Here is a 24,615-nt window from a genome sequence, read left to right as displayed (position 1 = left end):
TGATATAAACATAAACATACTATCCTGTATAGTTCAAGCGTCAGTGTGTTAATATTTGGAAAGTCTTAAATGAAAGAAAGGAAAAATAAGCTGATGCAAAAGGTTGAGCGACCGAAAACACTCAAAGAAAGCGCCCTTGCCTCTCTTCGAGATGCCATTACTAGCAACACATTGAAGCCTGGCACCCGTTTAGTAGAGCGCAACTTGTGTGAAAGCATGGGAGTGAGTCGCACTGTCGTCAGGGAATGCATTCGCCATTTGGAAAGTGAGCGCTTAGTCAAAGGGCTGCCTAATTCAGGGTTCGTCGTGGCCTCAATAAGTGACGCAGAGGCACGCGAAATCTATGAGATCCGCACCATGCTTGAGTGCAGCGCCGTCAAGGCCTGTAGCCAAGTCATTACGCCGGAGATCATCAAGCAGTTATACGATTTTCATGATGACATCGCTTTGCATCTTGAAAAGGATGATATTAAAACGGCTCTGAAACTGACTACCCGTTTTTATGAGTTAATTTTTAAAACGGCCGAAAAGCATGTGTCTTGGGTGTTGGTTGAACAGTTGAATTCTCGGATATCACGCTTACGCGCCTATACCTTGAGTTCCCAAGGGCGAAAAACGGCAGGTCCGAAAGATCTATACGATATGATCAAAGCACTTGAAGAACACAACCCTGACACCGCTGTGGAAATTTGTGAGCGCCATTTGCGTGAAGCCTATGACATAGCGACCACGATAGATAAAGGAAGTGATGTATGAACAAAGAATTATTTGAGCTGGGTATTGCCAAACGCAAAGCCACACTAGGTGACGAATACGTCGAACGTAATCTCGCCAAAGCCGACGCATTTAATCAGCCTTTCCAAGAAGCTATGACCGAATGGTGCTGGGGGTTTGGCTGGGGCGATGACACCATTGATGCCAAGACCCGTTCGATGATGAATCTCACAATGATCGCAGCCTTAGGCAAGATGGAAGAATGGGAATTGCATCTTAATGGCGCGCTGAACAACGGTGTTAGCGTGGATGAGATTCGCGCCATTTTGCATGCCATCGCCATTTACTGTGGTGTGCCTCAAGGCGTGGAGTGCTTCCGAATTGCACGTGCCGTGTTAACAGAAAAAGGCTTGCTCGACCCAGTCAAAAACTAATCAAGGACTGCGCTATGAAAGGTTATTGGATTGCTCATGTGCAGGTAAACGATGCCGACGCGTATCAAAATTATCTCGCAAAAGCGCCCGCCGCGCTGGCGGCCTATGGCGCGAAAATGCTTTCCCGTGGTGAAGATTTCACCATGCTGGAGGGCGATCAACCGACGCCTACTCGCGCCGTGGTATTTGAATTTGAGAGTTATGAAACCGCATTAGCCTGTTACCACTCTGACGCCTATCAAGCGGCTCGTGCCAATCGACTGGATTGCGCCAATGCAACGATTTTGATCCTCAAAGGTTTACCTTCACAATCATAATGCCTACCGTAGCAGCTCTGTTGAATAATCATGGAGCTGCTTTTTCACCGTCCTTGAATCGCATCCACAGTGGCCGCTGATGCTGACCTGTCTACAGACAATAGTGGTAGAACAATCACCCTAAGTAATTTTTACCCTTCGGGGTTATTCGTAAGCCCCTCCTTTTAACATTCATCCAGAAATGAAATAGCACCGAAAGAAAAGAAGACGATCGATAACCTGGATGGAGCCGACTGAGATGACAGGAACAATTGAGCGTTGTATGAGCAATACGAAGAAAACAGAAGTGAGATAGATATTAAGATGCGATAAACACAGAACAATGGTGGGTGTGGAGAGGTTCGAACTCCCGACATTCGCCTTGTAAGGGCGACGCTCTCCCAACTGAGCTACACACCCATCGCAATGATAGTGACGCTTGCTAACTTACTGTTTTTTAAAGCTAAAAAAAGTAAGTGGCGGAATGGACGGGACTCGAACCCGCGACCCCCTGCGTGACAGGCAGGTATTCTAACCAACTGAACTACCACTCCGTTGTCATAGATTGTTTAGCCACTGTTCTATAAGTGGTGGGTGTGGAGAGGTTCGAACTCCCGACATTCGCCTTGTAAGGGCGACGCTCTCCCAACTGAGCTACACACCCATCATAACGATGGTACTACTACCAACTTACTTCTCATTAAAAGTAAGTGGCGGAATGGACGGGACTCGAACCCGCGACCCCCTGCGTGACAGGCAGGTATTCTAACCAACTGAACTACCACTCCTAACTTCAACACAAACTAGGTCTGCGCCGTAAGATGGAGCGTATTATAGGGAAACTAATGTGCAACGCAACCGATTTTTTTAAAATAATTCTTTTATTTTTAAGGTGTTGAAAATTTAATCAGGTCAATACTATAGCCAACTATACGCGGCTAGATCCCATCTCCACCGGCCATGATTCGCTGCGTTGTGCACACAGGTCAACTCAATCATTTCTATAAAGCCCTTCTAAAAATTGACTTGCTGGGAACGCTCGAACAACAAGCAATGCTTTACATCTCACCACAACACAGTTGATAATGATTACCAAAATCATTAAAACAATCAAAAATAATTACTTTAAAGGATTCAAGGACCCATGTATCCCAATAAAACTGCTAACTCATTAATCTTAGTTGCGACGTTAACCCCTCTCACAACCGCCGCGCTAGCGCAGACAGAGCCATTCACTATTAAATTGCAGCCTGTTGAAGTGACGGCTACCCGTCAAGGCATGGACGCTAAAGAACTAGCAAACTCCGTTACAGTAATTGATCGTAAGCAGTTAGAACGCCAGTTTCAGACCTCTCGCAATTTAAGTGAGGTATTAGCAAAAAACGTCCCTGGCATGGCCCCCGCCAGCCAAACTTTGACCAACTTCAACCAAAGCATTCGTGGCCGAAGCATGCTCGTTCTAATTGATGGCGTTCCACAAAACACTAACCGTAATGTTAGCCGCGACTTGATGAATATCGATGTAGCTAACATCGAGCGCATTGAAGTCTTGCGCGGCGGCAGTGCTGTGTATGGCAGCGGTGCTGCGGGTGGTGTCGTCAATATCATTACACGCAAAAATGAATTCGCTACGACCACCACAATTGGTCTCTCAAGCTCATTAACGGAACTAGACAGCAAGGGCATAGGCTATCGAGCTGAACAATATGCTGGTGGCGGTGATGATCATTTCGATTACAACGTTAATATAGCATGGGAAGCTCGCAATGCGTTTTATGATGCGGATGGCGATCGCGTCGCACCAGAACCTAGCCAAGGTGATTTATCCGATACAGACAGCTTAAGTTTGTCTGGTAAAGCACGCTGGCTAATGAATGATAGCTCACTCACCCTGTCTGCCAACCATTTTGATGCGGAGCAGGACACCGACTACGCATCAGACCCTTCGGTCACTGATTTGCCTGCCGGTAGCGTCAAAGCACAAGCCCTTCCCGGCTTACAGCTAGATAAGCAAAATCGCACTCGCAACAGCCTGATTAACCTTGCATGGCAAACCGAACACACGGCGCTTGGCAGTTTAGACGCTCAGGTGTACTACCGTGATTACCATGCGCGCTTTACGCCCTTTGATGGTCGTGCTTTCGGCACTTGGAATTCTTTAGCTCAGTCATATCTCGACAGTGAGAGCATAGGCAGCCGCTTGACGTTCAATACTGATCTCGGCGATGACAGTCAACTACGCTGGGGCCTTGATCTCAATCGTGAAAAATCAGAAATGCCTGTCACAACCTACGATGGAGCTGCTTACGACAATAGCAACGGAAGAATATTTGTCGATACGGGGGATCGTACGTTTATGCCCCCGATCACTCAAGATAATATCGGCACCTTCGCGCAATTCGAGAGTTATTTGCAGGAAGATCTACGCTGGGAGGCCGGGGCACGCTATGAGTACGTATCCGCTTCATTCGATGACTTTACCACGCTTGGTCAGGGCAACGCCGTACAAGGCGGCGACATCAGCTATGATGATGTCTTATTCAACACTGGATTAATTTACTTTGTAGACGATAATACTGAATTGTACGGTAACTTCTCACAAGGCTTTGACCTTCCAGATATCGGCCTGAGACTGCGTTATGCATCCGCTGATTTTGATATGGCAGGCTCTGACTTGGAGCCCATTAAGACAGATAATTATGAAATTGGTGTTCGCAATGATTGGGGTCATACACAAACTAGTGTTGCTGCCTTTTACAACGAGTCAGATTTAGGGCAAACGACTATTCAGAACTTTTCTTTAGCCCTGCCCCGCTCTGAGGAGCGTATCTATGGCCTTGAGCTAACACTTGATCATCAGCTTAATGATAATTGGGCCTTGGGTGGTTTGTTAGCGTGGACAAAAGGAGAGCGCTATGATGAAAACGATGGCTCTTGGAAAGCCTTAAATGGCTACCGTATTGCGCCGTTGCAAATCCATGCCTACAGCGAATACTCACCTAGTCATCATTGGTTTCATCGCCTACAAGTAAACTACAGCGGCTCACGTGACGACGCATTTGAGGATCAAGTCGGCTTTGGTAGCAACAAGGTTGATGCCTACACCACCGTTGACTACAGCGCCCGCTATCAAATGGATAAACATTCGCTTAGTCTCGGCATTGAAAACCTGCTCAACGAAGACTACTACACGGTCTACAGCCAACTACTACGCAATGGCAACAACACTAGCCATATCGCCGCAGCAGGCACAACCGTAAAAGCAAGCTATCAATATCAATGGTAGGCTTGCAACAATACATGCCTTAACACTATAACTCGCTGACTAGATGCACCGCTTGGCACTGCTTCTTAAATAGGGGTAGTGGCCAAGCCATCTAAAGGAGATGATTTACTCTAGGCATAAACCGAGCGCTTATACTGAAATCACTAACACAGCCTGCGACGCCTCAAACACGAATAGATTTTACTTGGTACGATAGGTATGAGTCTCTGTGAGCGCAGTTCACTTAAGCAGGTTAAAATATTGAAGAAATAAGAGAAACAAAGATAGGAATAGAGATGGTGGGTGTGGAGAGGTTCGAACTCCCGACATTCGCCTTGTAAGGGCGACGCTCTCCCAACTGAGCTACACACCCATCATAATGATGGTACTGCTACCAACTTACTTCTCATTAAAAGTAAGTGGCGGAATGGACGGGACTCGAACCCGCGACCCCCTGCGTGACAGGCAGGTATTCTAACCAACTGAACTACCACTCCGTTGTCATAGATTGTTTAACCACTGTTCTATAAGTGGTGGGTGTGGAGAGGTTCGAACTCCCGACATTCGCCTTGTAAGGGCGACGCTCTCCCAACTGAGCTACACACCCATCGCAATGATGGTAACGCTTACCAACTTACTGTTCTTTAAGACTAAAGAAAGTAAGTGGCGGAATGGACGGGACTCGAACCCGCGACCCCCTGCGTGACAGGCAGGTATTCTAACCAACTGAACTACCACTCCGTTGTCATAGATTGTTTAGCCACTGTTCTATAAGTGGTGGGTGTGGAGAGGTTCGAACTCCCGACATTCGCCTTGTAAGGGCGACGCTCTCCCAACTGAGCTACACACCCATCGCAATTCTAGTAATGGTGCCGCCACCAAGAGTCGAACTCGGGACCCCCTGATTACAAGTCAGGTGCTCTACCAACTGAGCTATAGCGGCAAAAATATCACTAGCAATTTAATGGTGCCGCCACCAAGAGTCGAACTCGGGACCCCCTGATTACAAGTCAGGTGCTCTACCAACTGAGCTATAGCGGCGAAACTGTTTTACTAAAATTTAATGGTGCCGCCACCAAGAGTCGAACTCGGGACCCCCTGATTACAAGTCAGGTGCTCTACCAACTGAGCTATAGCGGCTTAAACCGTTTTCACATCAAATTTTGATGGTGCCGCCACCAAGAGTCGAACTCGGGACCCCCTGATTACAAGTCAGGTGCTCTACCAACTGAGCTATAGCGGCAAAAACGTTTTACTATCAAATTTTAAATGGTGCCGCCACCAAGAGTCGAACTCGGGACCCCCTGATTACAAGTCAGGTGCTCTACCAACTGAGCTATAGCGGCACTTAATGCCAAGTATTTAAGATGGTGCCGCCACCAAGAGTCGAACTCGGGACCCCCTGATTACAAGTCAGGTGCTCTACCAACTGAGCTATAGCGGCTCTTAAATACTTAACCAAATTGTCGAACCAGATCAGATGTGGTGCCGCCACCAAGAGTCGAACTCGGGACCCCCTGATTACAAGTCAGGTGCTCTACCAACTGAGCTATAGCGGCAAAAAATCGTTTCTGGTCGGGACGGCAGGATTTGAACCTGCGACCACTAACACCCCATGCTAGTGCGCTACCAGGCTGCGCTACGCCCCGAAACTAACAAGAGCGCTGCCCCTGTCAGCGGGTGCGTATATTACTATAACGAATTCAAAAGGGAAGACGTTTTTGTTTTTTTTTAATATTTTTTTTAAATCCACAAAAACGAACAGCACATGTAACTTGTTTATATATAAAGAAAAGCCTTGAATACAGTCGCTTTCGCCAACACCAGCAGCTAAAAAACCGCCTCTACTCCATTAAAAACCACTCTAAAGCTCTATGTATATGTTTACATTGCATATTCAGCTACAAAAAAGGCCGCCATCGAATCTAATCGAAAGCGGCCTTTTTAGACTCACAATGTTACTCTTGCATGTAACTCTCAACCTTGGACTTTAACTTTTGCCCAGGTTTGAACGTAACAACAGTTCGTGCTGTGATAGGAATTTCTTCCCCAGTTTTCGGGTTGCGCCCTGGACGCTGGCTTTTTTCGCGCACTTCGAAATTACCGAAACCGGACAATTTCACCTGCTCCCTCTCTACCAGTGTTTCTCTGACCGTATCAAAGAAACTTTCCACTAGGTCTTTCGCATCTTTCTTGCTCAAGTCTAGAGAGTCTACTAAGTTTTCCGCTATATCTGCTTTCGTCAAGGACGCCATACTCTTTACCCCCGAATAACCGCTCCAAGCTTTTCAGCAAGCGCTGCAGTGACAGAATCGACTGCGCTGTTTACTTCTTCATCACTAAGAGTGTGTGATGGATGCTGCCACGTCAACCCCAAAGCAACACTTTTTTCTGACTCATCAATACCTTGGCCTTGATAAACATCGAAAACAGTGACTTTCTTAAAGGCTTCACCAGCATGCTCAGCAATCACTTTCTCAAGCGCTTGGACAGGTGTTTCACGCTTTACTAACAACGCAAGATCACGACGCACTTCGGGGAATTTCGAGACACGTTGATACTCTGGAAGCTTAGCGCCCAACACGGCATCAAGATTTATCTCGAACACGTAAACAGCTTGGTTAGTACCCAGTTGCTTCGATAGCAGAGGATGCAACTCACCAATTACCCCTACACGCTCACCATTGACCAACACGTAAGCTGAACGACCAGGATGCAAGTACACTTCGTCAGCACGCTCAAACTCAGGCTTAGCCCCATGGTTCAAAGCAAACAACGCTTCAACATGTGACTTAAGATCAAAAAAGTCTACTTTTTCACTGTTGTGGTACCAGCCTTCAGGGTAGCGAGAACCGGCAATTAGGCCTGCCACTTGATGCGTTTGATCCAATTCATCAAGTTTGTTGACATCACCCACGAAACGGCTTCCTGTTTCGAAAATACGCACTCGTGATTGCTGACGGTTTTGGTTATGTAAATACACTTTAACCAAACCAGGCAATAAACTTGGACGCATTACACCCATATCACCAGAAATTGGGTTTTCAAGTGGCACAGGATCTATGTGAGGGAAAAATTGCTTACTCGCAACAGGATCAATAAAGCTGTACGTAACCGCTTCCTGGTAGCCCTGAGATACAAGCGTTGCACGCAAGGACTGAATCGGAGTTTTACTTTCAGTCGCTGCAGTAAAGTTCACCGCCGCCGTTGGCATTGATGACGGCAGATTGTCGTAACCAAAAATTCGCGCTACTTCTTCAATCAAATCCGCTTCAATTTCGATATCAAAACGATGAGACGGTGCAACCGTTACCCATTGCTCATCCGTAACGTCTGTCACATCTAGACCTAGACGTGACAGAATGTCCGTCACTAAGTCTTTATCTAACGACATCGCTAAATATTGATCTAGCTTCTTACGACGAAGTGTTACTTTATTAGCAGTCGGCAAAAACGCTTGGGCAGCGACCTCGTTGATAGGGCCTACTTCACCACCGGTAATCTCAAGGATCAATTGCGTCGCACGCTCCATTGCCTTGCTGGCTAACGTCGCATCAACACCACGCTCAAAACGGTGCGAGGAATCGGTATGCAAACCGTAAGAGCGCGCTTTACCTGCCAAAGCTAGCGGGGCGAAAAAAGCACTTTCAAGGAATATAGTTTGCGTGCCAGCATTCACACCAGAGTGCTCGCCACCCATGATACCAGCCATGGCTAACGCTTTTTGCTCATCCGCGATAACCATAGTATCTGCACGCAACGCGACTTCTTGACCATCAAGAAGAAGCAATTTTTCGCCCTCTTCTGCCATCCGCACAACAATCGAACCGGATAGGTTATTCAAGTCAAAGGCATGCATTGGCTGACCCAGCTCAAGCATTACGTAATTAGTAATGTCTACAATTGGGTCTATTGAGCGAACACCACTACGACGCAGTTTCTCAACCATCCAAAGGGGCGTAGAAGCGGCTACGTTTACGCCCTTAATGACACGACCAAGATAGCGCGGACACCCTTCAGAAGCCTCTACACGAATCGGGAAAGTATCATCAATGCTTACTGTCTGCTCTGTAATAGCAACAGGCACCACATCTACTTTGTTAATCACCCCTACTTCACGAGCAAGACCAGCAATACTTAAACAATCGGCACGGTTTGGCGTTAAGTCGACGTCAATAATGCTATCGTTTAGGTTTAGGTACTCGCGAATATCGACGCCCACTGGTGCATCAACAGAAAGCTCTAAGATGCCATCGTTTTCTTCACTGATTTGAAGCTCGGACGCAGAACACAGCATACCGAACGATTCAACTTGGCGCAGCTTCGCTTTTTTAATCTTGAAGTCAGCACCTAGAACCGCGCCGATCTTTGCAAATGGAATTTTAATCCCCGGACGAGCATTCGGCGCACCACACACTACTTGGAATTGCTCAGTACCGTCTGAAACGGTACACACCTGTAGCTTGTCCGCATTGGGATGTGGTTCTGTCGCAACGATTTCACCAACAACAACGCCGGTGAACTCACCTGCTGCGGCTTCAACTTCGTCTACCTCTAGACCAGCCAATGTCACTTGAGCAACCAGCTCATCGGTAGTGACCTCTGGATTGACCCACTCTCTTAGCCAATTTTCACTGAATTTCATAGTTAGCCCTTGGTCCTTACTTGAATTGCGTTAGGAAACGAAGATCGTTTTCGAAGAACATGCGTAAGTCATCTACTTTGTAACGCAACATCGCGAAACGTTCGACGCCCATGCCAAAAGCAAACCCAGTGTACTTCTCTGAATCAATGCCAGACATTTCTAGCACTTTCGGATGCACCATGCCACAACCCAGCACTTCCAACCAAGACTCTTCGCCTTTACTGTTAGTACGCATAATATCCACTTCAATCGAAGGCTCAGTGAACGGGAAGTAACTTGGACGGAAACGTACTTTAAGATCGTCTTCAAAGAACACGTTCAAGAACTGCTGCAGGATACCTTTCAAATCGGCGAAAGAAATATTCTCGTCAATCAATAAACCTTCTACCTGATGAAACATAGGCGTGTGAGTTTGATCAGAATCACTGCGGTAAACACGACCTGGACAAATAATACGAATAGGCGGTTGATTATTTTCCATGGTACGAACTTGCACAGGGGATGTGTGCGTACGCAATACCGTATTTGGGTTGAAGTAGAACGTGTCTTGCATCGCACGAGCTGGATGATGCGCTGGAATGTTTAGCGCCTCGAAGTTATGGTAATCATCTTCGATTTCAGGGCCTGACGCGACGTCAAAACCAATACCACGGAAGAATGTTTCAATTCGCTCCATAGTACGTGTAACTGGATGCAAACCACCAATTTCTTGACCTTTACCTGATAAGGTCACGTCAATGGTTTCGTTAGCAAGTTTTGCATTTAAAGCTGCTGCTGCGAGAGCCGTCTTACGCTCGTTCATTTTTGCCTGAACTTGCTCTTTTGCTTCGTTTACCATTTGTCCGAATTTTGGACGGTCTTCTGGAGCAACATTTCCCAGTTGCTTTAGAAGCGCGGTTAGAGCGCCTTTTTTACCTAGATATTGAACACGAATTTCATCTAGGCTGGCCTCATTATCAGATGCAGCTACCGCAGTTAAAGCGTCAGCAAGAATCTGGTTTAGGTTCTCCATTTCATACTCCAAAAAATAAAATAGGGGAAGAGCGTTGGCTCTTCCCCTATCAAAGACTGCTTGAGTGAGAACACAAAATGTGTTGATTCACTCTAGGCACTACGTCTGAAATTAAGCCAAGCTTGCTTTCGCTTTCTCAACGATCGCAGCAAAAACTTCTTTTTCGTATACAGCCAAGTCAGCCAGTACTTTACGGTCAATTTCAATAGCCGCTTTCTTAAGGCCAGCAATGAAGCGGCTGTAAGATAGACCATTTAGACGAGCCGCAGCGTTAATACGAGCAATCCATAGAGCACGGAATTGACGTTTACGTTGACGACGGTCACGGTAAGCATATTGACCCGCTTTAATAACCGCTTGTTTCGCTACACGAAACACACGGCTACGAGCACCGTAGTAACCTTTAGCTTGCTTTAAAATCTTTTTGTGACGGCGACGAGCCTGAACACCACGTTTTACGCGAGGCATAATATAAACCTTTTTTAACTAGTTAATGACTGAAAATATCGATTAAGCGTATGGAAGCATGCGAACGATCAATGGCTTATCGCAAGATTTAACTTGCTGCATTGTACGAAGCTGGCGCTTACGCTTAGTAGACTTTTTAGTCAAAATGTGACTAGTGAAAGACTGCTTATGTTTAAAACCGTTTGCGGTACGTTTGAAGCGCTTAAGTGCGCTACTGTTAGATTTAATTTTTGGCATGGTAAAACCACTCTCGCATTCGTTAATGTTAAATATAATAACAAGTGCTAATTACTTAGCTGCTTTTATTACTTCTTCTTTTTAGGGGCCAGCACCATAGTCAATTGACGACCTTCCATTTTCGCAGCTTGCTCTACAACACCATGCTCTTCCAAGTCTTTAGCGACTCGATGCATAAGTTGCATACCAAGCTCCTGATGGGCCATTTCACGGCCGCGGTAACGTAAAGAAACCTTAGCCTTATCCCCTCCTTCAAGGAAACGTATCAGGTTGCGGAGTTTTACCTGATAATCCCCTTCCTCCGTCCCTGGACGGAATTTCATTTCTTTTACTTGGATTTGTTTCGCATTCTTTCTTTGAGCAGCCTTAGCTTTCTTTTGCTCAAAGATATGCTTACCGTAGTCCATGACTTTGCAAACAATCGGATCTGAATCAGCAATCTGCACTAGGTCTAGCGTTGCAGCACGTGCAGCTTCTAGTGCTTCTTCAATCGAAACAACACCAATTTGATCACCATCGGCACCGATAAGGCGCACTTCGGTAGCTCGAATGTTTTCGTTGATTTGAGGGCGCTGCTTGGCGTTAGCACGTCCACGATTCATATTACCTTTTATAGCTCTATCTCCATTATTTATTTTCGACTACGGCGTGAGATTTCTGTTTGAAGCAATTCTTCAAATTCTTGAACACTCATCACACCAAGATCATCACCGGTACGAGTACGAACAGCAACTTGCTGGTTCTCGACTTCTTTATCACCGACAACGATCATGTATGGCACTCGTTGCAGAGTATGCTCGCGGATTTTAAACCCGATCTTCTCGTTTCTCAAGTCAAGTTTTGCACGGAAGCCCTTAGAATTTAGAGTTTTCTCTAAATCAGCACAATATTCTGCTTGGCGATCGGTAATATTCATTACTACCACCTGTTCTGGCGCAAGCCAAACAGGGAACGATCCTTCCGTTTCCTCGATCAAAATACCGATGAAGCGCTCTAAAGAACCAACAATTGCACGGTGAAGCATGACAGGCGTTTGGCGAGAGCCATCTTCCGATACATATTGCGCACCTAAACGTGTTGGCATTGAGAAGTCTACCTGAATCGTACCACATTGCCATACACGGCCAATAGCATCTTTCAAAGAGAACTCAATTTTCGGGCCGTAAAATGCACCTTCACCAGGCAGCTCTTCCCACTCTAATTGAGCAGAGTTCAGAGCATCTGATAATGCTTTCTCAGCCTTATCCCATACCTCATCAGAACCAACTCGCTGTTCAGGGCGCGTTGATAAACGATAAATAATTTGTTCAAAACCAAAATCTTCATACACTTCATGTAACAGTTCAATAAATTCAGACACTTCTGCCTGTATTTGATCTTCCGTTACAAAGATATGACCATCATCTTGAACAAAGTTACGCACACGCATAATGCCATGCAATGCACCAGAAGGTTCATTACGGTGACAAGAGCCAAACTCTGCCATACGAAACGGCAGGTCGCGGTAACTCTTAAGCCCTTGGTTGTACACTTGAATGTGACAAGGACAGTTCATTGGTTTTACGGCGTAGTCGCGGTTTTCTGAATGAGTAGTAAACATGTTTTCATGATACTTACCCCAATGACCAGATTTTTCCCACAATACACGGTCAACAATTTGAGGTGTTTTCACCTCGTGATAACCGTTTTCAAGCTGCTTCTGACGCATGTACTGCTCAATAGTTTGATACAGCTTCCAGCCTTTAGGATGCCAGAAAACCATGCCAGGCGCTTCTTCTTGAACATGGAATAAATCCAGTTTTTTGCCTAATTTGCGATGATCACGTTTTTCAGCTTCTTCAATACGCGTCAGGTACGCTTTCAGATCTTTTTTGTCAGACCAAGCCGTACCGTATATACGCTGAAGCTGTTCATTACTGGAATCACCGCGCCAGTATGCACCGGCCAATTTCATCAATTTAAAATGACGCAACACACGAGTGTTTGGCACGTGTGGGCCACGACACATGTCCATGTACTCTTCATGATGATATAAGCCAACTTCTTCTACAGAGTCGTCCATATCATCAATCAGCTGAACTTTGTAATCTTCACCTCGCTCAACAAATTGAGCGCGCGCCTGATCAACAGGTGTCACTTTCTTAACCACATCGTAATCTTTCTTAATCAGCTCACCGATGCGTTTCTCAATTGCAGCCATATCATCTGGAGTGAATGGACGCTCATAAGCAATATCGTAGTAAAAGCCTTCTTTGATAACAGGACCAATGGCCATTTTAGCCGTTGGAAACAACTGTTTTACAGCGTGGCCTACCAAATGGGCAAATGAGTGGCGAATAATTTCAAGGCCTTCCTCATCACGTGCCGTCACTAAACTCACATCGGAGTCTTCTGAGATAACTTCACAAGCATCAACTAAACGACCGTTGATTTTACCTGCGACGGTAGCTTTAGCTAAACCAGGACCAATATTCTCGGCCACTTGCATTAGAGTAACGGACTCAGCAAAAGAACGCTGGCTTCCATCTGGTAAAGTAATTACTGGCATTTTTTCCCCTATTTGGAGTCAGTGGTGCTCCATACGTAAGAGCACATGTAAATTTTAAGGCCATTAAACTACCACTTATTAGAGCATTTTGCGACCACTCGATAGCAGTTTCCTAGTTTCTACAAAATCCGCACCGATATTCACAAAAATCAACCTTTTTTTATGCTTTTCTACCATAGACTTTCCCTGTCAGCGCGTTAAAATAGCGCTCGTTTCACAACAACCCCTCTAGATACTTTAGGCCTTATGGATCACGAAGCAATTGACAACTACTGTGTTGAGACAACTCAACCAGAGCCAGACCTTTTGTTGGAATTAGTCGAGAAGACTTATACCGACATGGGCTACCCGAATAAACTGTCGGGTCGCACGATCGGTCGAACGTTGAAAATGCTCGCGAAAATTCATCAACCTAAAAATGCGCTAGAGATCGGGATGTTTACTGGCTACTCAGCACTCTCGATTGCTGAGGGTATGCCTGAAGATGGCAAGTTAACTTGCTGTGAAACCAACCCACGCGCAATTGAGTTTGCGCAAACGTTTTTTGATCGCAGCCCGTTCGGGAGCAAGATCACCCCCATTTTCGGCCCTGCTTTGGACACTATCCAAACTCTAGAAGGGCCTTTAGATTTTGTGTTTATCGATGCCGACAAACGCAACTATCTCAACTATTATGAGGCTGTTGTGCCGCTCGTTCGCAGCGGTGGCCTAATCATAATTGACAACTCTATTTGGCAAGGACGAGTCCTCTCCCCCATAGAGAATAGTGATATCGCAGTGGATGAAATGAATCAGCGTATCGCTAAGGATCCGAGAGTGGAGAATGTCCACCTCCACGTACGAGACGGCTTAAATCTCGTTATCAAACTTTAATACTCATTAATTTTTGCAAGCACCAGACATCGTCTACTTCATAGACGAGGTTGGTTATGCTTTTGCATTTGACTGTAAGAAATTCAAGAGGCAGGGATTTTGGTTGTTTTTAAAATCACAAATAATGTCACTGGAAAGCACTATGTTGGTACATCTTTCAACAGTGGATTTCAGCGCTTTGAGCAATATGTCGAAGCCGCTAACGAAGATCTAGATTACCCACTGTATGAAGAGATCCGTACGCATGGCGTAGACGCATTTTCAGTAGAAGAGCTTTTCGAGACAAACGATAAAGAAGAGCTATACGAGCTAGAACAAGACTACATTGTGATCTACAATGCTGAGAGCCTTCGTGGTTACAAGATCGGACAGACAACCGTAAAAGGTCGCCAGTTAGATTTAGGCAAAAAAGCAATGTTTGACACTAACGGCAATTCCACTAAGGAACCCGTTAAGAAAACAGGCGGCCGCAAAGCTGCTGCAAAAAAGACCGACCTACCTAAAGTAGAGCTCCCTAAGAAAGACGAACCTAAGCCTACAGCGTCGTCATTTTTTGGTGAACTTATTGGCGAAGATCGCTTAGACACACCAGCAAACGGTGAGATCGAAGATCTAACAAAGCCTTCTACTATTAAGCGTAGCGCTGCACCAAGTACAGCAGCAAGTAGCTCTCCAAAAGGCACCACTCGCAGCTCAAGTAGCATTCAAAAAATGCTTCGTGAAGCCGAGAAACAAGCAAAAGCTGAACGTGCAGAAGAATTGCGCAAACAGCAACAAGAGCAAGCGGATGAAATGGCTCTTATCATGGCTAAACTAGACATGACAGCTAAATCAGCGACTTCTGCTTTCCGTCGCCGAAAAGGCTAACGGACCCACAGAAACATTAAAAAGCCCCTTTGCAGAGCTTCTGCAAAGGGGCTTTTTTTATTTCCAAAACAACAAGTTGTTATGCGCGTGCTTTTTTGAGCGTATCAGCAATCATAAACGCCAATTCAAGCGACTGATCCGCATTAAGGCGCGGGTCACAATGCGTATGGTAACGATTCGCTAAATCTGCTTCCGTTACCTGGAAAGCACCGCCGACACACTCTGTCACATTCTGTCCAGTCATTTCAAAATGCACGCCACCAGGATAAGTCCCCTCAGATTTATGGACTTCAAAGAACTGCTGAACTTCACGCAGCACATCATCGACTTTACGTGTTTTGTAGCCAGTGCTCGCCTTGATCGTATTGCCGTGCATCGGATCACTGCTCCACACCACTTTTTTACCTTCTCGCTCAATCGCGCGAATTAAATTTGGCATGCCATCAGCCACCTTATCGGCACCCATGCGCACAATTACGTTCAAACGGCCTTCTTCATTGTTCGGATTTAGAGTGTCACACAAGCGCAACAGATCCTCTGAATCCATAGACGGGCCAGCTTTCACACCAATAGGGTTGTTTACACCACGCAAAAACTCAACATGCGCGCCGTCAATTTGGCGCGTACGATCACCAATCCATAACATGTGTGCAGAACAATCGTACCATCCACCCGTTAGACTGTCTTGGCGAGTTAAAGCCTCTTCATAAGGCAACAACAGCGCCTCATGAGACGTATAAAATGACGTTTCACGTAGTTGCGATGCACCTGCTCCAATGCCACACGCCTCCATAAACTGAAGCGCGTCATCAATCTTATCCGCTACGCTCTGGTAACGCTCACCTGCAGGACTGTTTTTGATGAAATCAAGATTCCATTTATGAACCTCATGAAGATCCGCAAACCCACCTTGAGAAAACGCACGCAACAAGTTCATTGTTGCTGAGCTCTGATTATACACCTTAATCAAACGCTCGGGATCCGGTACGCGCGCACCTTCAGTGAAGTCAATACCATTGATGATGTCACCGCGATAACTTGGCAGCTCTACACCGTCAATGTTTTCCATCCCCGCAGAACGCGGCTTGGCAAATTGCCCCGCCATTCGGCCTACTTTAACCACAGGACATTTACCAGCGTACGTCATCACTACTGCCATTTGCAGTAGCACCTTAAATGTATCTCTAATATTGTTCGCAGCAAACTCAGCAAAGCTTTCAGCACAATCACCACCCTGCAGCAAAAAGGCATTTCCTTTTCCTACTTCAGCAAGCTCCGAGCGTAATTGTCGAGCTTCACCAGCAAACACCAGCGGTGGCATTGTTGACAACGTTTGCTCTACGCCAGCCAGCGCAGCTGCATTTGGGTATTCTGGTTGCTGCAACGCTTGTTTAGTGCGCCAGCTTTGTACACTCCATGAGTTAGCCATTAAAACCTCTATTAATAATCTTTTATATTAAACGTGTATTGCACTCTACATATTATCGAGCTACAACCCACAATATTTGCGCATCATCTTCCGACTTTGATACTACAATGTGCCCCATGGCCGCATCGTAATACACACTATCACCCTCATTAAGGTCTACTGGCTCATAAAACTCTGAGTAAAAGACAACGCTACCTGAGAGCACCAACAAGAACTCTTCACCGTCATGACGCACCCACTCTTTAAACTCAGAAAAGCTTCGTGCACGAACAATAGTTTTAAAAGGCACCATTTTCTTGCGGCTTATGGAGAAACTTAATAGCTCATGCTCATAAGTCGCTGTCGGGTGCGGCTCCCCTTGTCCTGCCTTAGTAATATCTCGACGACCTGCAATAGAATGCTCTAGAGTCTCAACAAACAGTTGCGGCAAATCCATGCCTAAGCCACCTATTAGCTTCTGCACAATAGCAAAACTTGGCGACACTTGATCATTCTCAATCTTAGATAATGTAGATCGAGCAATACCTGTTCGCTTGCTTACTTCTTCTAGCGTCCAGCCTTTAGTTAGGCGGATTTCTTTTACTCGCTTACCAAGCTCTAACGGCTCTACAAATTGATCTGGGTCTGAAGCGGTAGCAGTTTCTAACGAGGGTCGACTTACCATCTGCAATTTCTCCTTTACGCTTCACAAGTTTACTAAAATAAACTCCGTTGACCTATACGATATTCGACCAACTTAACACTAAAATCCATAAAAAAGCCCGCAATAGAGCGGGCCTTTGAGATTCAATCGTACCTAGCGCTTCTTAAGGCGCTCCATTGCAGGCAGACATCGTCCTAAATCGAAACCTTTCTTCATAACATCCGCCACTAATGTCACAAATGACATTTCATCTTCTTGCTTAGCCAGCACCCACAAAACCGATGATCGAGTACCAGTACGACAAAATGCAAAGACTTTATCGTTTGCTTTTATCTGCTCATCCTGAACGGCTACTTCTTTACTCGACAGCTGCTTTAGATCAACTGGATTGTAGACATAACGTAAGCCCGCTTGCTCTGCAGCAACTTGAATTTCAGAACTACTAGGCTGATCCTCCGCCTCACCGTCTGGACGGTTATTCACAACCACAACAAAACCTTGGGACTTTAACTCTTCAAGATCAGCAATTTCTATTTGCGGCGACACGAAGTACTGCGGTGATAATTCAGTAATATTCATGAACAACTACTTCCTTAAACTATGAGCGATAAAGTACTTTAATAAGATGAAAGCCAAACTGTGTTTTAATAGGACCCTGTACCTTCAATAGCGGCCCGCTGAAAACAGCCTTATCAAAAGGTGCCACCATATCTCCTTTGCGAAATTCACCCAAGTCGCCACCTTTTTTGCCAGATGGACATGTAGAAAACTTCTTAGCCAATTGATGGAAATCAGCACCCTGATCTAGCTTTGATTTAAGCTGTTCGGCTTCTTGTTTTGTTTTCACCAAAATATGGCAGGCACTAGCTGTTGCCATTTATAACCTCTTTATTTTCTCAATTTAGACACACATACAAAAAGCTGTGTTACATTCGTTTAGTATAACTATTTTAGCAGTAGAGGGTAGTATGGAGCTAATGCCATCTTCGGAAGAACTTTCGATTCTCTTAGTAGAACCGTCTTCCACTCAACAGAAAATCATTCGCCTAGCGCTTGAAGATGCAGGCGCGAGACACCTGTATTTTGCCGACTCGTTGAAGTCGGCAATTTACGCGATTAAGGAAAATGAACCAGATCTAATTATTTCGGCCATGTATTTACCAGATGGCACGGCAGAAACATTGATTACGCTTATCAAAAAAAATCCAGAGACAGAACACATCAACTTCATGCTCGTGTCGAGTGAGCGCAATCGCAAGCAATTAGAGACACTGCGTCAAGCAGGTGTCATTGCAATATTACCCAAGCCTTTTGAAATGAAAGACTTACAGCGCGCCATCAACGCAACACTTGATCTAAGCATGGAGCAAGAGATTGACTTAGAGCTGATTGACCCACACGAAATGCAAGTACTCTTAGTCGATGATAGCCGCTTAGCTCAAAAGCACATTACGCGTGTCTTAGAGTCTATGGGGATCGTTAACATTGATGTTGCAGCTAATGGTGCAGATGCTATAACGCTGATGAATGATGAAAGCTACGACTTAGTGATCACCGATTATAATATGCCTGAAATGGACGGGATAGAATTCACCCATACTATTCGAATGACGGAACACCTTTCACATATCCCAATTTTAATGGTTGCCTCTAATGCGGATCAACCTCAGCTAGCAAACATCACCCAAGAAGGGGTTGATGCTATATGCGACAAAGTCTTTGAGCCAGAAACATTAAGGGTCTTACTACACAATATTTTAGATTAAAAAAACGGCCTAAGAAGGCCGTTTTTTTATACTTTAAGCAAGGCTTCCACGATCGGCACATTGGCTTCTGGAAAAGTATAAGCAGATAAATCTGAGCGATTAACCCAAGTAACTTTCTGACCTTCTTTGCCATGCGGCTCACCAGAAAACTCACTTACCAAGTAGAAGTATAACTCGACAGATTTATCAGCATAATCATGACGAATAAACTTAAACAGCTCTGATTTATCCGTTGCAATACCGCACTCTTCCATCAACTCTCGAGCTAACGCTTCTGCTGGGTCTTCACCCTCTTCAACCTTACCGCCAGGGAACTCCCAGCAACCACCTTGATGTTTATCGTCTGAGCGTAAAGCAATAAACACTTGATCTTCACGGGCGATAATACCAGCCGCAACACGAATGGCCATTAGCTACGATACTCAGCATTGATCGTAACGTACTCATGAGAGAAGTCGGTTGTCCAAACTGTATCCGCTTGATCACCCGCCCCCAGATCCACAACGATATGGATTTCTTCTGGATTCATAGCTGCTTGACCTGCATCTTCAGTATAAGCTGGCGATCGACCACCCTCACGAACAATTTCACAACCGTTAATGAAGATCGAGACTGTATCGACATTTAAGCTCTCAACGCCCGCACGACCGACTACAGCTAGAATGCGACCCCAGTTAGGATCAGATGCAAACAATGCCGTTTTCACCAATGGAGAATGTGCTATCTCAAACGCTGTTTTAGTAGCATCAGATTGCTGCTCAGCACCTTTTACTTCAACAGTTACAAATTTAGTAGCGCCCTCGCCGTCACGCACGATCGCATGCGCAAGCTCTTGCATGACCTCAAGAAAAGCCGCCGCAAACAGCGCACCATCGCCTTGGGAAAAATCGGTAATAACAGGCATTTGAGCAGCGCCTGTAGCTACCGCAATACACGAGTCATTCGTCGACGTATCACTGTCAATGGTAATGCGATTAAAGCTCCGATCTGTCGTTTGCTTTAGCAACGACTGTAGTGCCATTTGATCAACAGCAGCATCCGTAAAGATGAAGCCAAGCATCGTCGCCATATTAGGACGAATCATGCCAGCACCCTTAGATATACCACCTATCGTGATAGTTTGGCCTGCTATCTCAACTTGACGATAAGCGCCCTTTGGTAAGGTATCTGTCGTCATAATACCCAAACCGACACTAGACCAGTCTTCAGCCGTCATGCTTTTCAAAGCACTTGGCAACACACTCGTAATTTTATCGACGGGTAGCGGTTCACCAATAACACCGGTTGAAAAAGGCAGCACTTGTTCTAATGCAACCCCAGACAAGTTAGCTAGGGTCTCACAGGTGTGCAAAGCATCTTGCAATCCTGATTTACCAGTACCGGCGTTAGCATTACCTGTATTAATAACCAAATAGCGAGGCTTAGCCTTAGCAAGATGCTCACGACAGACTCGAACTGGCGCAGCACAAAATTGATTCTGAGTGAATACACCTGCCACTGCAGAACCTTCAGCCAACTCAAAAACCACTACGTCTTTTTTGTTTGCTTTTTTAACACCTGCTTCCATAGCTGCAAAACGTACACCAGAAATCGAAGGTATTACTGGAAAAGATCCTAATCCAACTGCCATTTTGGCCTCTCGCTCTAAACTGATTAACTAGACTAAACTACCGTGACATTGCTTATACTTCTTACCTGACCCACAAGGACAAGGCTCGTTACGCCCAACGCGAGGCACATCGCCTGCAGCTTCTGCAGAATCGCTCTCAGCGTCAGCCAAGTTAGTTGTCACTTTGGTTTTGACCTCTTGCTCACGACGCGCTGCTTCGATTTTCTCAGCATCTTCTGCTGATTGCACTTTAACGCGCGTCACAACTTGCAATACATCAAACTTAATTTGCTCCAATAAACCTTGGAACAACTCAAACGCTTCACGCTTATATTCTTGTTTCGGGTTTTTCTGCGCATAACCACGCAAGTGAATACCCTGACGCAACATATCCATTGTTTGCAAATGCTCTTTCCATAATGTATCAAGCACTTGAAGCAAGACTTGTTTCTCGAAGTTACGCAAGCTATCAGGGCCTGCAATCTGCTCTTTAGCAGCGTAATCATCAATAAACGCCTGAAGAATTTTCTCTCGCAGCGGCTCTTCGTAAAGCTTCTTATCTTCAGCAACCCACTGCTGGATCGGCAACTCCAAACCAAACTCATTGCGAATACGATCTTCTAATCCTGCGAGATCCCATTGATCAAAGATACTCTGCGGCGGAATGTATTCATCAATTAATCCAGCCAAAACATCTTCACGCATAGAAGAAATTGCGTCGGACAGATCATCAGAAGCCATCATGTCATAACGCTGCTGATAAATAACTTGGCGCTGATCGTTCGCAACATCATCGTATTCTAATAACTGCTTACGAATATCGAAGTTACGACCTTCAACTTTGCGCTGCGCTTTTTCAATCGCGTTGGACACCATTTTGTGCTCAATCGCCTCACCTTTCTCCATGCCCAATGCTTGCATCATTTTTTTGATTCGATCGGACATAAAGATACGCATTAGATTATCTTCAAGAGACAGATAGAAACGAGATGAACCGACGTCACCTTGTCGACCCGCACGGCCTCGAAGCTGATTATCGATACGACGTGACTCATGACGCTCGGTACCAATAATATGAAGACCGCCAGCGGCTAATACCGCTTCATTACGCGCTTTCCAATCGGCTTTTAACGTCTCTTTTTGCGCATCAGTCGCATCTTCACCAAGGTCTGATAATTCAACCTGCAGATTGCCGCCCAATACAATATCAGTACCACGACCCGCCATGTTAGTTGCGATTGTTACCGCACCAGGACGACCAGCTTCTGCGACAATTTCCGCTTCTCTCTCATGCTGCTTGGCGTTCAATACATTATGCTTTACGCCTTGCTTCTCCAAAAAGCCTGACAGCAATTCAGAATACTCAATTGACGCCGTACCAACTAGAATAGGACGGCCTTGCGCGACGTTCTCACCAATATCTTTAACAATTGCTTCGAACTTTTCATTCGTCGTCATAAAGATTAAGTCGTTGTAATCTTTACGCTGCACCGAATTATTGGTTGGAATAACAATGACGCTCAAAGAATAGATTTGCTGAAATTCAAACGCTTCCGTATCCGCTGTACCGGTCATACCAGATAACTTACTGTATAAACGGAAATAATTCTGGAACGTTGTAGAAGCCAGTGTTTGACTTTCGGCTTGGATGGTCACACCTTCTTTCGCTTCTACCGCCTGATGAATACCTTCAGACCACCGACGACCTTGCATCGTACGCCCAGTATGTTCATCAACGATCACAACTTGACCGTCTTGAATCACATAATCTACGTTCTTCTGGAAGACAATATGTGCTCGCATACACGCATACACATGATGTAAAAGCTGCAAATTACCTGCGGCATAAAGACTATCGCCTTCTTCTAACATGCCCTGCTCAACCAACCACGACTCAACAAACTGATGGCCATTTTCGGTCAACTCGACATTTCGCTGAGCTTCATCGTAAGTGTAATGTCCGTCTTCTTCGCCCTCTTCTTCTTGCTTAACAAGCAAAGGAGCAAGTAGATTGATTTTGCGATACTGTTCAGAGCTGTCTTCTACTGCACCTGAAATAATTAATGGTGTACGTGCCTCATCAATTAAGATTGAGTCCACTTCATCGACCACAGCGAAAGACAAATCACGCTGCATACGTTCTTCCATACGGAAAACCATATTGTCGCGTAAGTAGTCGAAACCAAACTCGTTATTCGTGCCGTAGGTGATGTCAGATTGATAAGCGCTGCGCTTTTCTTCACGGTCTTGGCCGGCATGAACAACGCCAACACTCATATCAAGAAACTCATAAAGAGGTCGCATCCAGTTCGCATCACGTCGCGCAAGGTAATCATTGACCGTTACAACATGAACACCTTTACCTGATAATGCATTCAGATAAACCGCTAACGTCGCGACAAGTGTTTTACCTTCACCTGTACGCATCTCCGCGATTCGACCTTCATGAAGCACCATACCACCGATCATCTGCACGTCGAAATGACGCATACCCATGACACGATTACTGGCTTCACGAACCGTTGCAAAAGCTTCTGGCAAAAGAGAGTCTAGTGACTCGCCCTTAGCCAGACGCTCCCGAAACATAGCAGACTTGGCCATCAAATCATCATCGGTCAATTGCTTATAAGCATCTTCTAACTTATTGATCTGAGAGACGACTTTTTTATAGCGCTTTACTTCACGGTCGTTTTTAGTACCGATAACTTTTTTAATGACTTTTCCGAACATTTTTCAACACAACTTAGAATTGGAATGATTTAGAGTCTACCATGGTAAATAGCGACAAAACATGGATTATCAATCCCTTATAACGAAAAAAGCCAGACATATGTCTGGCTTTTTAAAGATTCGTTCAATATCTAAGCAGTTGCTGCCGCTTCCGTAAAGGAAATAGGATTCAATGCTTCGTCTTCTTCAAACGTCACGTATTCCCATGCCTCTTGGTTTTGCAGTAGCTCTAATAACAGTTTGTTGTTCAAACCATGACCAGACTTAAACGCTTTGTATTCACCAATGACACTGTGTCCAAGTAAGTACAAATCACCAATCGCATCAAGTACTTTATGACGCACAAGCTCATCACGGTAACGAAGACCTTCATCATTCAATACACGGTATTCATCAAGCACGACCGCATTTTCCATGTTCGCACCGCGCGCTAGGTTATTGTCTTTAAAGTATTCAATATCCTTCATAAAGCCAAATGTGCGCGCACGTGAAATCTCTTTGACAAATGTCGTTGTTGAGAAATCAACCGATGTGTACTGAACTTCTTCATCAATCGCTGGGTGTTGAAAATCAATCGTGAAAGATAAGCGAAAACCATTAAAAGGTTCGAGTGATGCATACTTATCACCATCATCAACACGAATCATTTTTTTAATACGAATGAATTTCTTAGGCGCTTCCTGTTCTTCAATACCTGCAGATTGCAGCAAGAAGACAAACGGGCTTGCGCTACCGTCCATCAAAGGCACTTCACTTGAGCTAAGCTCAACGTAACAGTTATCAATACCTAAGCCAGCCATCGCAGACAATAAATGCTCGACAGTACTGACTGTCACTTCGCCGTCACGAAGCGCTGTAGCGAAATTGGTAGCGCCAACAGACTGAGCCGAACCAAGAATTTCAACAGGTGGCTCTAAATCTGTACGCACAAAAACAATACCAGTGTTAACTGGTGCTGGTTTAAGCGTTAGATATACTTTTTCGCCCGAATGTAAACCCACTCCGGTAGCGCGAATAATGTTTTTAAGGGTGCGCTGACGTACCATTATATTCCTACAATATGATGACAATTAAAATTT

Annotated in this window: 22 protein-coding genes and 17 tRNA genes; 7 read left to right on the top strand and 32 right to left on the bottom strand. The window is 45.2% G+C overall.

Features of this window, described 5'->3' with window-relative positions; genetic code table 11:
• The first annotated feature begins 69 nt into the window (after positions 1 to 69).
• The 3 genes from ACPUEK_RS09975 to ACPUEK_RS09965 are packed head-to-tail and all read left to right on the top strand — an operon-like array spanning position 70 to position 1,465.
• Positions 70 to 756: a GntR family transcriptional regulator gene (locus ACPUEK_RS09975; RefSeq protein WP_425640604.1), complete on the top strand. Its 687-nt coding sequence runs from the start codon at positions 70 to 72 to the stop codon at positions 754 to 756.
• Positions 753 to 1,148 (top strand): carboxymuconolactone decarboxylase family protein, encoded by a 396-nt coding sequence (locus tag ACPUEK_RS09970; protein ID WP_425640603.1) that lies wholly within the window; start codon positions 753 to 755, stop codon positions 1,146 to 1,148. Before ACPUEK_RS09975 ends, ACPUEK_RS09970 begins: the two co-directional genes overlap by 4 nt.
• A gap of 14 nt (positions 1,149 to 1,162) precedes the next feature.
• Complete coding sequence (locus ACPUEK_RS09965; RefSeq protein WP_425640602.1) at positions 1,163 to 1,465, top strand: DUF1330 domain-containing protein; 303 nt, start codon at positions 1,163 to 1,165, stop codon at positions 1,463 to 1,465.
• Between the two features lie 323 nt (positions 1,466 to 1,788).
• Here the strand turns inward: ACPUEK_RS09965 and ACPUEK_RS09960 are convergent.
• The 4 genes from ACPUEK_RS09960 to ACPUEK_RS09945 all read right to left on the bottom strand — a co-directional run bounded on the left by ACPUEK_RS09960 (position 1,789) and on the right by ACPUEK_RS09945 (position 2,232).
• A tRNA-Val gene (locus ACPUEK_RS09960) sits at positions 1,789 to 1,864 on the bottom strand.
• A 57-nt stretch (positions 1,865 to 1,921) separates the two neighbouring features.
• Positions 1,922 to 1,998 (bottom strand) — tRNA-Asp (locus tag ACPUEK_RS09955).
• Positions 1,999 to 2,032: 34 nt separating this feature from the next.
• A tRNA-Val gene (locus tag ACPUEK_RS09950) sits at positions 2,033 to 2,108 on the bottom strand.
• A gap of 47 nt (positions 2,109 to 2,155) precedes the next feature.
• Positions 2,156 to 2,232: transfer RNA gene (locus ACPUEK_RS09945), tRNA-Asp, on the bottom strand.
• Between the two features lie 356 nt (positions 2,233 to 2,588).
• On the opposite strand from ACPUEK_RS09945, the gene ACPUEK_RS09940 reads away from it, so the two are divergent.
• Positions 2,589 to 4,730, top strand: a complete 2,142-nt coding sequence (locus ACPUEK_RS09940) for a TonB-dependent receptor (RefSeq protein ID WP_425640601.1) — start codon at positions 2,589 to 2,591, stop codon at positions 4,728 to 4,730.
• A 276-nt stretch (positions 4,731 to 5,006) separates the two neighbouring features.
• Here ACPUEK_RS09940 and ACPUEK_RS09935 read toward each other — a convergent pair.
• From ACPUEK_RS09935 to thrS, 20 genes are all read right to left on the bottom strand, one after another.
• Positions 5,007 to 5,082 (bottom strand) — tRNA-Val (locus tag ACPUEK_RS09935).
• 47 nt (positions 5,083 to 5,129) lie between these two features.
• Positions 5,130 to 5,206, bottom strand: a tRNA-Asp gene (locus ACPUEK_RS09930).
• A gap of 34 nt (positions 5,207 to 5,240) precedes the next feature.
• Positions 5,241 to 5,316: transfer RNA gene (locus ACPUEK_RS09925), tRNA-Val, on the bottom strand.
• 57 nt (positions 5,317 to 5,373) lie between these two features.
• Positions 5,374 to 5,450: transfer RNA gene (locus ACPUEK_RS09920), tRNA-Asp, on the bottom strand.
• A 34-nt stretch (positions 5,451 to 5,484) separates the two neighbouring features.
• Positions 5,485 to 5,560, bottom strand: a tRNA-Val gene (locus ACPUEK_RS09915).
• Between the two features lie 16 nt (positions 5,561 to 5,576).
• Positions 5,577 to 5,652 (bottom strand) — tRNA-Thr (locus ACPUEK_RS09910).
• A gap of 22 nt (positions 5,653 to 5,674) precedes the next feature.
• Positions 5,675 to 5,750: transfer RNA gene (locus ACPUEK_RS09905), tRNA-Thr, on the bottom strand.
• Between the two features lie 23 nt (positions 5,751 to 5,773).
• Positions 5,774 to 5,849 (bottom strand) — tRNA-Thr (locus tag ACPUEK_RS09900).
• Between the two features lie 27 nt (positions 5,850 to 5,876).
• Positions 5,877 to 5,952 (bottom strand) — tRNA-Thr (locus ACPUEK_RS09895).
• A gap of 27 nt (positions 5,953 to 5,979) precedes the next feature.
• Positions 5,980 to 6,055 (bottom strand) — tRNA-Thr (locus ACPUEK_RS09890).
• Positions 6,056 to 6,077: 22 nt separating this feature from the next.
• Positions 6,078 to 6,153: transfer RNA gene (locus ACPUEK_RS09885), tRNA-Thr, on the bottom strand.
• 39 nt (positions 6,154 to 6,192) lie between these two features.
• A tRNA-Thr gene (locus ACPUEK_RS09880) sits at positions 6,193 to 6,268 on the bottom strand.
• A 13-nt stretch (positions 6,269 to 6,281) separates the two neighbouring features.
• Positions 6,282 to 6,358, bottom strand: a tRNA-Pro gene (locus ACPUEK_RS09875).
• 309 nt (positions 6,359 to 6,667) lie between these two features.
• The gene (locus tag ACPUEK_RS09870; RefSeq protein WP_067036998.1) at positions 6,668 to 6,964 is read right to left on the bottom strand and encodes an integration host factor subunit alpha; all 297 of its coding nucleotides are present in this window, start codon (positions 6,962 to 6,964) and stop codon (positions 6,668 to 6,670) included.
• A 5-nt stretch (positions 6,965 to 6,969) separates the two neighbouring features.
• Positions 6,970 to 9,354 (bottom strand): phenylalanine--tRNA ligase subunit beta, encoded by a 2,385-nt coding sequence (gene pheT, locus ACPUEK_RS09865; RefSeq protein WP_067214402.1) that lies wholly within the window; start codon positions 9,352 to 9,354, stop codon positions 6,970 to 6,972.
• 16 nt (positions 9,355 to 9,370) lie between these two features.
• Complete coding sequence (gene pheS, locus ACPUEK_RS09860; RefSeq protein WP_067214404.1) at positions 9,371 to 10,366, bottom strand: phenylalanine--tRNA ligase subunit alpha; 996 nt, start codon at positions 10,364 to 10,366, stop codon at positions 9,371 to 9,373.
• A gap of 111 nt (positions 10,367 to 10,477) precedes the next feature.
• Positions 10,478 to 10,834, bottom strand: a complete 357-nt coding sequence (rplT, locus tag ACPUEK_RS09855; protein ID WP_067036992.1) for a 50S ribosomal protein L20 — start codon at positions 10,832 to 10,834, stop codon at positions 10,478 to 10,480.
• A 42-nt stretch (positions 10,835 to 10,876) separates the two neighbouring features.
• The gene (gene rpmI / locus ACPUEK_RS09850; protein ID WP_067036991.1) at positions 10,877 to 11,071 is read right to left on the bottom strand and encodes a 50S ribosomal protein L35; all 195 of its coding nucleotides are present in this window, start codon (positions 11,069 to 11,071) and stop codon (positions 10,877 to 10,879) included.
• A 68-nt stretch (positions 11,072 to 11,139) separates the two neighbouring features.
• Positions 11,140 to 11,673: a translation initiation factor IF-3 gene (infC, locus tag ACPUEK_RS09845; protein WP_067036989.1), complete on the bottom strand. Its 534-nt coding sequence runs from the start codon at positions 11,671 to 11,673 to the stop codon at positions 11,140 to 11,142.
• Between the two features lie 29 nt (positions 11,674 to 11,702).
• Positions 11,703 to 13,619, bottom strand: a complete 1,917-nt coding sequence (thrS, locus tag ACPUEK_RS09840) for a threonine--tRNA ligase (protein ID WP_425640600.1) — start codon at positions 13,617 to 13,619, stop codon at positions 11,703 to 11,705.
• A 246-nt stretch (positions 13,620 to 13,865) separates the two neighbouring features.
• On the opposite strand from thrS, the gene ACPUEK_RS09835 reads away from it, so the two are divergent.
• On the top strand, positions 13,866 to 14,492 hold the full coding sequence (locus tag ACPUEK_RS09835; RefSeq protein WP_067097582.1) for an O-methyltransferase: 627 nt from the start codon (positions 13,866 to 13,868) through the stop codon (positions 14,490 to 14,492).
• Positions 14,493 to 14,591: 99 nt separating this feature from the next.
• On the top strand, positions 14,592 to 15,359 hold the full coding sequence (locus tag ACPUEK_RS09830) for a GIY-YIG nuclease family protein (RefSeq protein ID WP_067214410.1): 768 nt from the start codon (positions 14,592 to 14,594) through the stop codon (positions 15,357 to 15,359).
• A gap of 79 nt (positions 15,360 to 15,438) precedes the next feature.
• On the opposite strand, the gene ACPUEK_RS09825 is transcribed toward ACPUEK_RS09830, so the two are convergent.
• The 4 genes from ACPUEK_RS09825 to ppiC form a co-directional block, all read right to left on the bottom strand.
• The gene (locus tag ACPUEK_RS09825; RefSeq protein WP_067214411.1) at positions 15,439 to 16,788 is read right to left on the bottom strand and encodes a class II 3-deoxy-7-phosphoheptulonate synthase; all 1,350 of its coding nucleotides are present in this window, start codon (positions 16,786 to 16,788) and stop codon (positions 15,439 to 15,441) included.
• A gap of 52 nt (positions 16,789 to 16,840) precedes the next feature.
• Positions 16,841 to 17,452 (bottom strand): helix-turn-helix domain-containing protein, encoded by a 612-nt coding sequence (locus tag ACPUEK_RS09820; RefSeq protein ID WP_067036979.1) that lies wholly within the window; start codon positions 17,450 to 17,452, stop codon positions 16,841 to 16,843.
• 132 nt (positions 17,453 to 17,584) lie between these two features.
• A complete protein-coding gene (locus tag ACPUEK_RS09815; protein ID WP_425640599.1) occupies positions 17,585 to 18,010 on the bottom strand; it encodes a TIGR01244 family sulfur transferase in 426 nt (141 codons plus the stop codon).
• Between the two features lie 19 nt (positions 18,011 to 18,029).
• Positions 18,030 to 18,308, bottom strand: a complete 279-nt coding sequence (ppiC, locus tag ACPUEK_RS09810) for a peptidylprolyl isomerase PpiC (protein WP_067036975.1) — start codon at positions 18,306 to 18,308, stop codon at positions 18,030 to 18,032.
• A 91-nt stretch (positions 18,309 to 18,399) separates the two neighbouring features.
• Between ppiC and ACPUEK_RS09805 the strand changes: the two genes are divergently transcribed.
• Entirely contained in the window at positions 18,400 to 19,197 is a 798-nt protein-coding gene (locus ACPUEK_RS09805; protein WP_067214414.1) for a response regulator, read from the top strand.
• A 26-nt stretch (positions 19,198 to 19,223) separates the two neighbouring features.
• Here ACPUEK_RS09805 and mutT read toward each other — a convergent pair whose 3' ends face one another.
• From mutT to lpxC, 4 genes are all read right to left on the bottom strand, one after another.
• Complete coding sequence (gene mutT / locus ACPUEK_RS09800) at positions 19,224 to 19,607, bottom strand: 8-oxo-dGTP diphosphatase MutT (protein ID WP_425640598.1); 384 nt, start codon at positions 19,605 to 19,607, stop codon at positions 19,224 to 19,226.
• Entirely contained in the window at positions 19,607 to 20,827 is a 1,221-nt protein-coding gene (gene argJ / locus ACPUEK_RS09795; RefSeq protein ID WP_425640597.1) for a bifunctional glutamate N-acetyltransferase/amino-acid acetyltransferase ArgJ, read from the bottom strand. The genes mutT and argJ overlap by 1 nt, the downstream gene beginning before the upstream one ends.
• 27 nt (positions 20,828 to 20,854) lie before the next feature.
• Positions 20,855 to 23,536, bottom strand: coding sequence for a preprotein translocase subunit SecA (gene secA / locus ACPUEK_RS09790; protein ID WP_425640596.1), 2,682 nt, complete (start codon positions 23,534 to 23,536; stop codon positions 20,855 to 20,857).
• A 131-nt stretch (positions 23,537 to 23,667) separates the two neighbouring features.
• Positions 23,668 to 24,582, bottom strand: a complete 915-nt coding sequence (gene lpxC, locus ACPUEK_RS09785; RefSeq protein WP_067036965.1) for a UDP-3-O-acyl-N-acetylglucosamine deacetylase — start codon at positions 24,580 to 24,582, stop codon at positions 23,668 to 23,670.
• Positions 24,583 to 24,615 lie beyond the last annotated feature (33 nt).

The organism is Marinomonas gallaica (assembly GCF_049821165.1).
Taxonomy (GTDB): Bacteria; Pseudomonadota; Gammaproteobacteria; order Pseudomonadales; family Marinomonadaceae; genus Marinomonas; species Marinomonas gallaica.
This window is presented reverse-complemented; position numbering and strand designations above follow the sequence as displayed.

What these genes read in the sequence shown, in the direction of transcription:
- ACPUEK_RS09835 (WP_067097582.1), top strand. Translation starts at nt 13,866, where the DNA reads ATGGATCACGAAGCAATTGACAACTACTGTGTTGAGACAACTCAACCA.
- mutT (WP_425640598.1), bottom strand. Translation starts at nt 19,607, where the DNA reads ATGGCCATTCGTGTTGCGGCTGGTATTATCGCCCGTGAAGATCAAGTG.
- ACPUEK_RS09975 (WP_425640604.1), top strand. Translation starts at nt 70, where the DNA reads ATGAAAGAAAGGAAAAATAAGCTGATGCAAAAGGTTGAGCGACCGAAA.
- ACPUEK_RS09870 (WP_067036998.1), bottom strand. Translation starts at nt 6,964, where the DNA reads ATGGCGTCCTTGACGAAAGCAGATATAGCGGAAAACTTAGTAGACTCT.
- ACPUEK_RS09965 (WP_425640602.1), top strand. Translation starts at nt 1,163, where the DNA reads ATGAAAGGTTATTGGATTGCTCATGTGCAGGTAAACGATGCCGACGCG.
- rplT (WP_067036992.1), bottom strand. Translation starts at nt 10,834, where the DNA reads ATGCCTCGCGTAAAACGTGGTGTTCAGGCTCGTCGCCGTCACAAAAAG.
- ACPUEK_RS09825 (WP_067214411.1), bottom strand. Translation starts at nt 16,788, where the DNA reads ATGGCTAACTCATGGAGTGTACAAAGCTGGCGCACTAAACAAGCGTTG.
- ppiC (WP_067036975.1), bottom strand. Translation starts at nt 18,308, where the DNA reads ATGGCAACAGCTAGTGCCTGCCATATTTTGGTGAAAACAAAACAAGAA.
- ACPUEK_RS09815 (WP_425640599.1), bottom strand. Translation starts at nt 18,010, where the DNA reads ATGAATATTACTGAATTATCACCGCAGTACTTCGTGTCGCCGCAAATA.
- ACPUEK_RS09940 (WP_425640601.1), top strand. Translation starts at nt 2,589, where the DNA reads ATGTATCCCAATAAAACTGCTAACTCATTAATCTTAGTTGCGACGTTA.
- rpmI (WP_067036991.1), bottom strand. Translation starts at nt 11,071, where the DNA reads ATGCCAAAAATTAAATCTAACAGTAGCGCACTTAAGCGCTTCAAACGT.
- ACPUEK_RS09820 (WP_067036979.1), bottom strand. Translation starts at nt 17,452, where the DNA reads ATGGTAAGTCGACCCTCGTTAGAAACTGCTACCGCTTCAGACCCAGAT.
- ACPUEK_RS09805 (WP_067214414.1), top strand. Translation starts at nt 18,400, where the DNA reads ATGGAGCTAATGCCATCTTCGGAAGAACTTTCGATTCTCTTAGTAGAA.
- ACPUEK_RS09970 (WP_425640603.1), top strand. Translation starts at nt 753, where the DNA reads ATGAACAAAGAATTATTTGAGCTGGGTATTGCCAAACGCAAAGCCACA.
- pheS (WP_067214404.1), bottom strand. Translation starts at nt 10,366, where the DNA reads ATGGAGAACCTAAACCAGATTCTTGCTGACGCTTTAACTGCGGTAGCT.
- argJ (WP_425640597.1), bottom strand. Translation starts at nt 20,827, where the DNA reads ATGGCAGTTGGATTAGGATCTTTTCCAGTAATACCTTCGATTTCTGGT.
- thrS (WP_425640600.1), bottom strand. Translation starts at nt 13,619, where the DNA reads ATGCCAGTAATTACTTTACCAGATGGAAGCCAGCGTTCTTTTGCTGAG.
- secA (WP_425640596.1), bottom strand. Translation starts at nt 23,536, where the DNA reads ATGTTCGGAAAAGTCATTAAAAAAGTTATCGGTACTAAAAACGACCGT.
- lpxC (WP_067036965.1), bottom strand. Translation starts at nt 24,582, where the DNA reads ATGGTACGTCAGCGCACCCTTAAAAACATTATTCGCGCTACCGGAGTG.
- pheT (WP_067214402.1), bottom strand. Translation starts at nt 9,354, where the DNA reads ATGAAATTCAGTGAAAATTGGCTAAGAGAGTGGGTCAATCCAGAGGTC.
- infC (WP_067036989.1), bottom strand. Translation starts at nt 11,673, where the DNA reads ATGAATCGTGGACGTGCTAACGCCAAGCAGCGCCCTCAAATCAACGAA.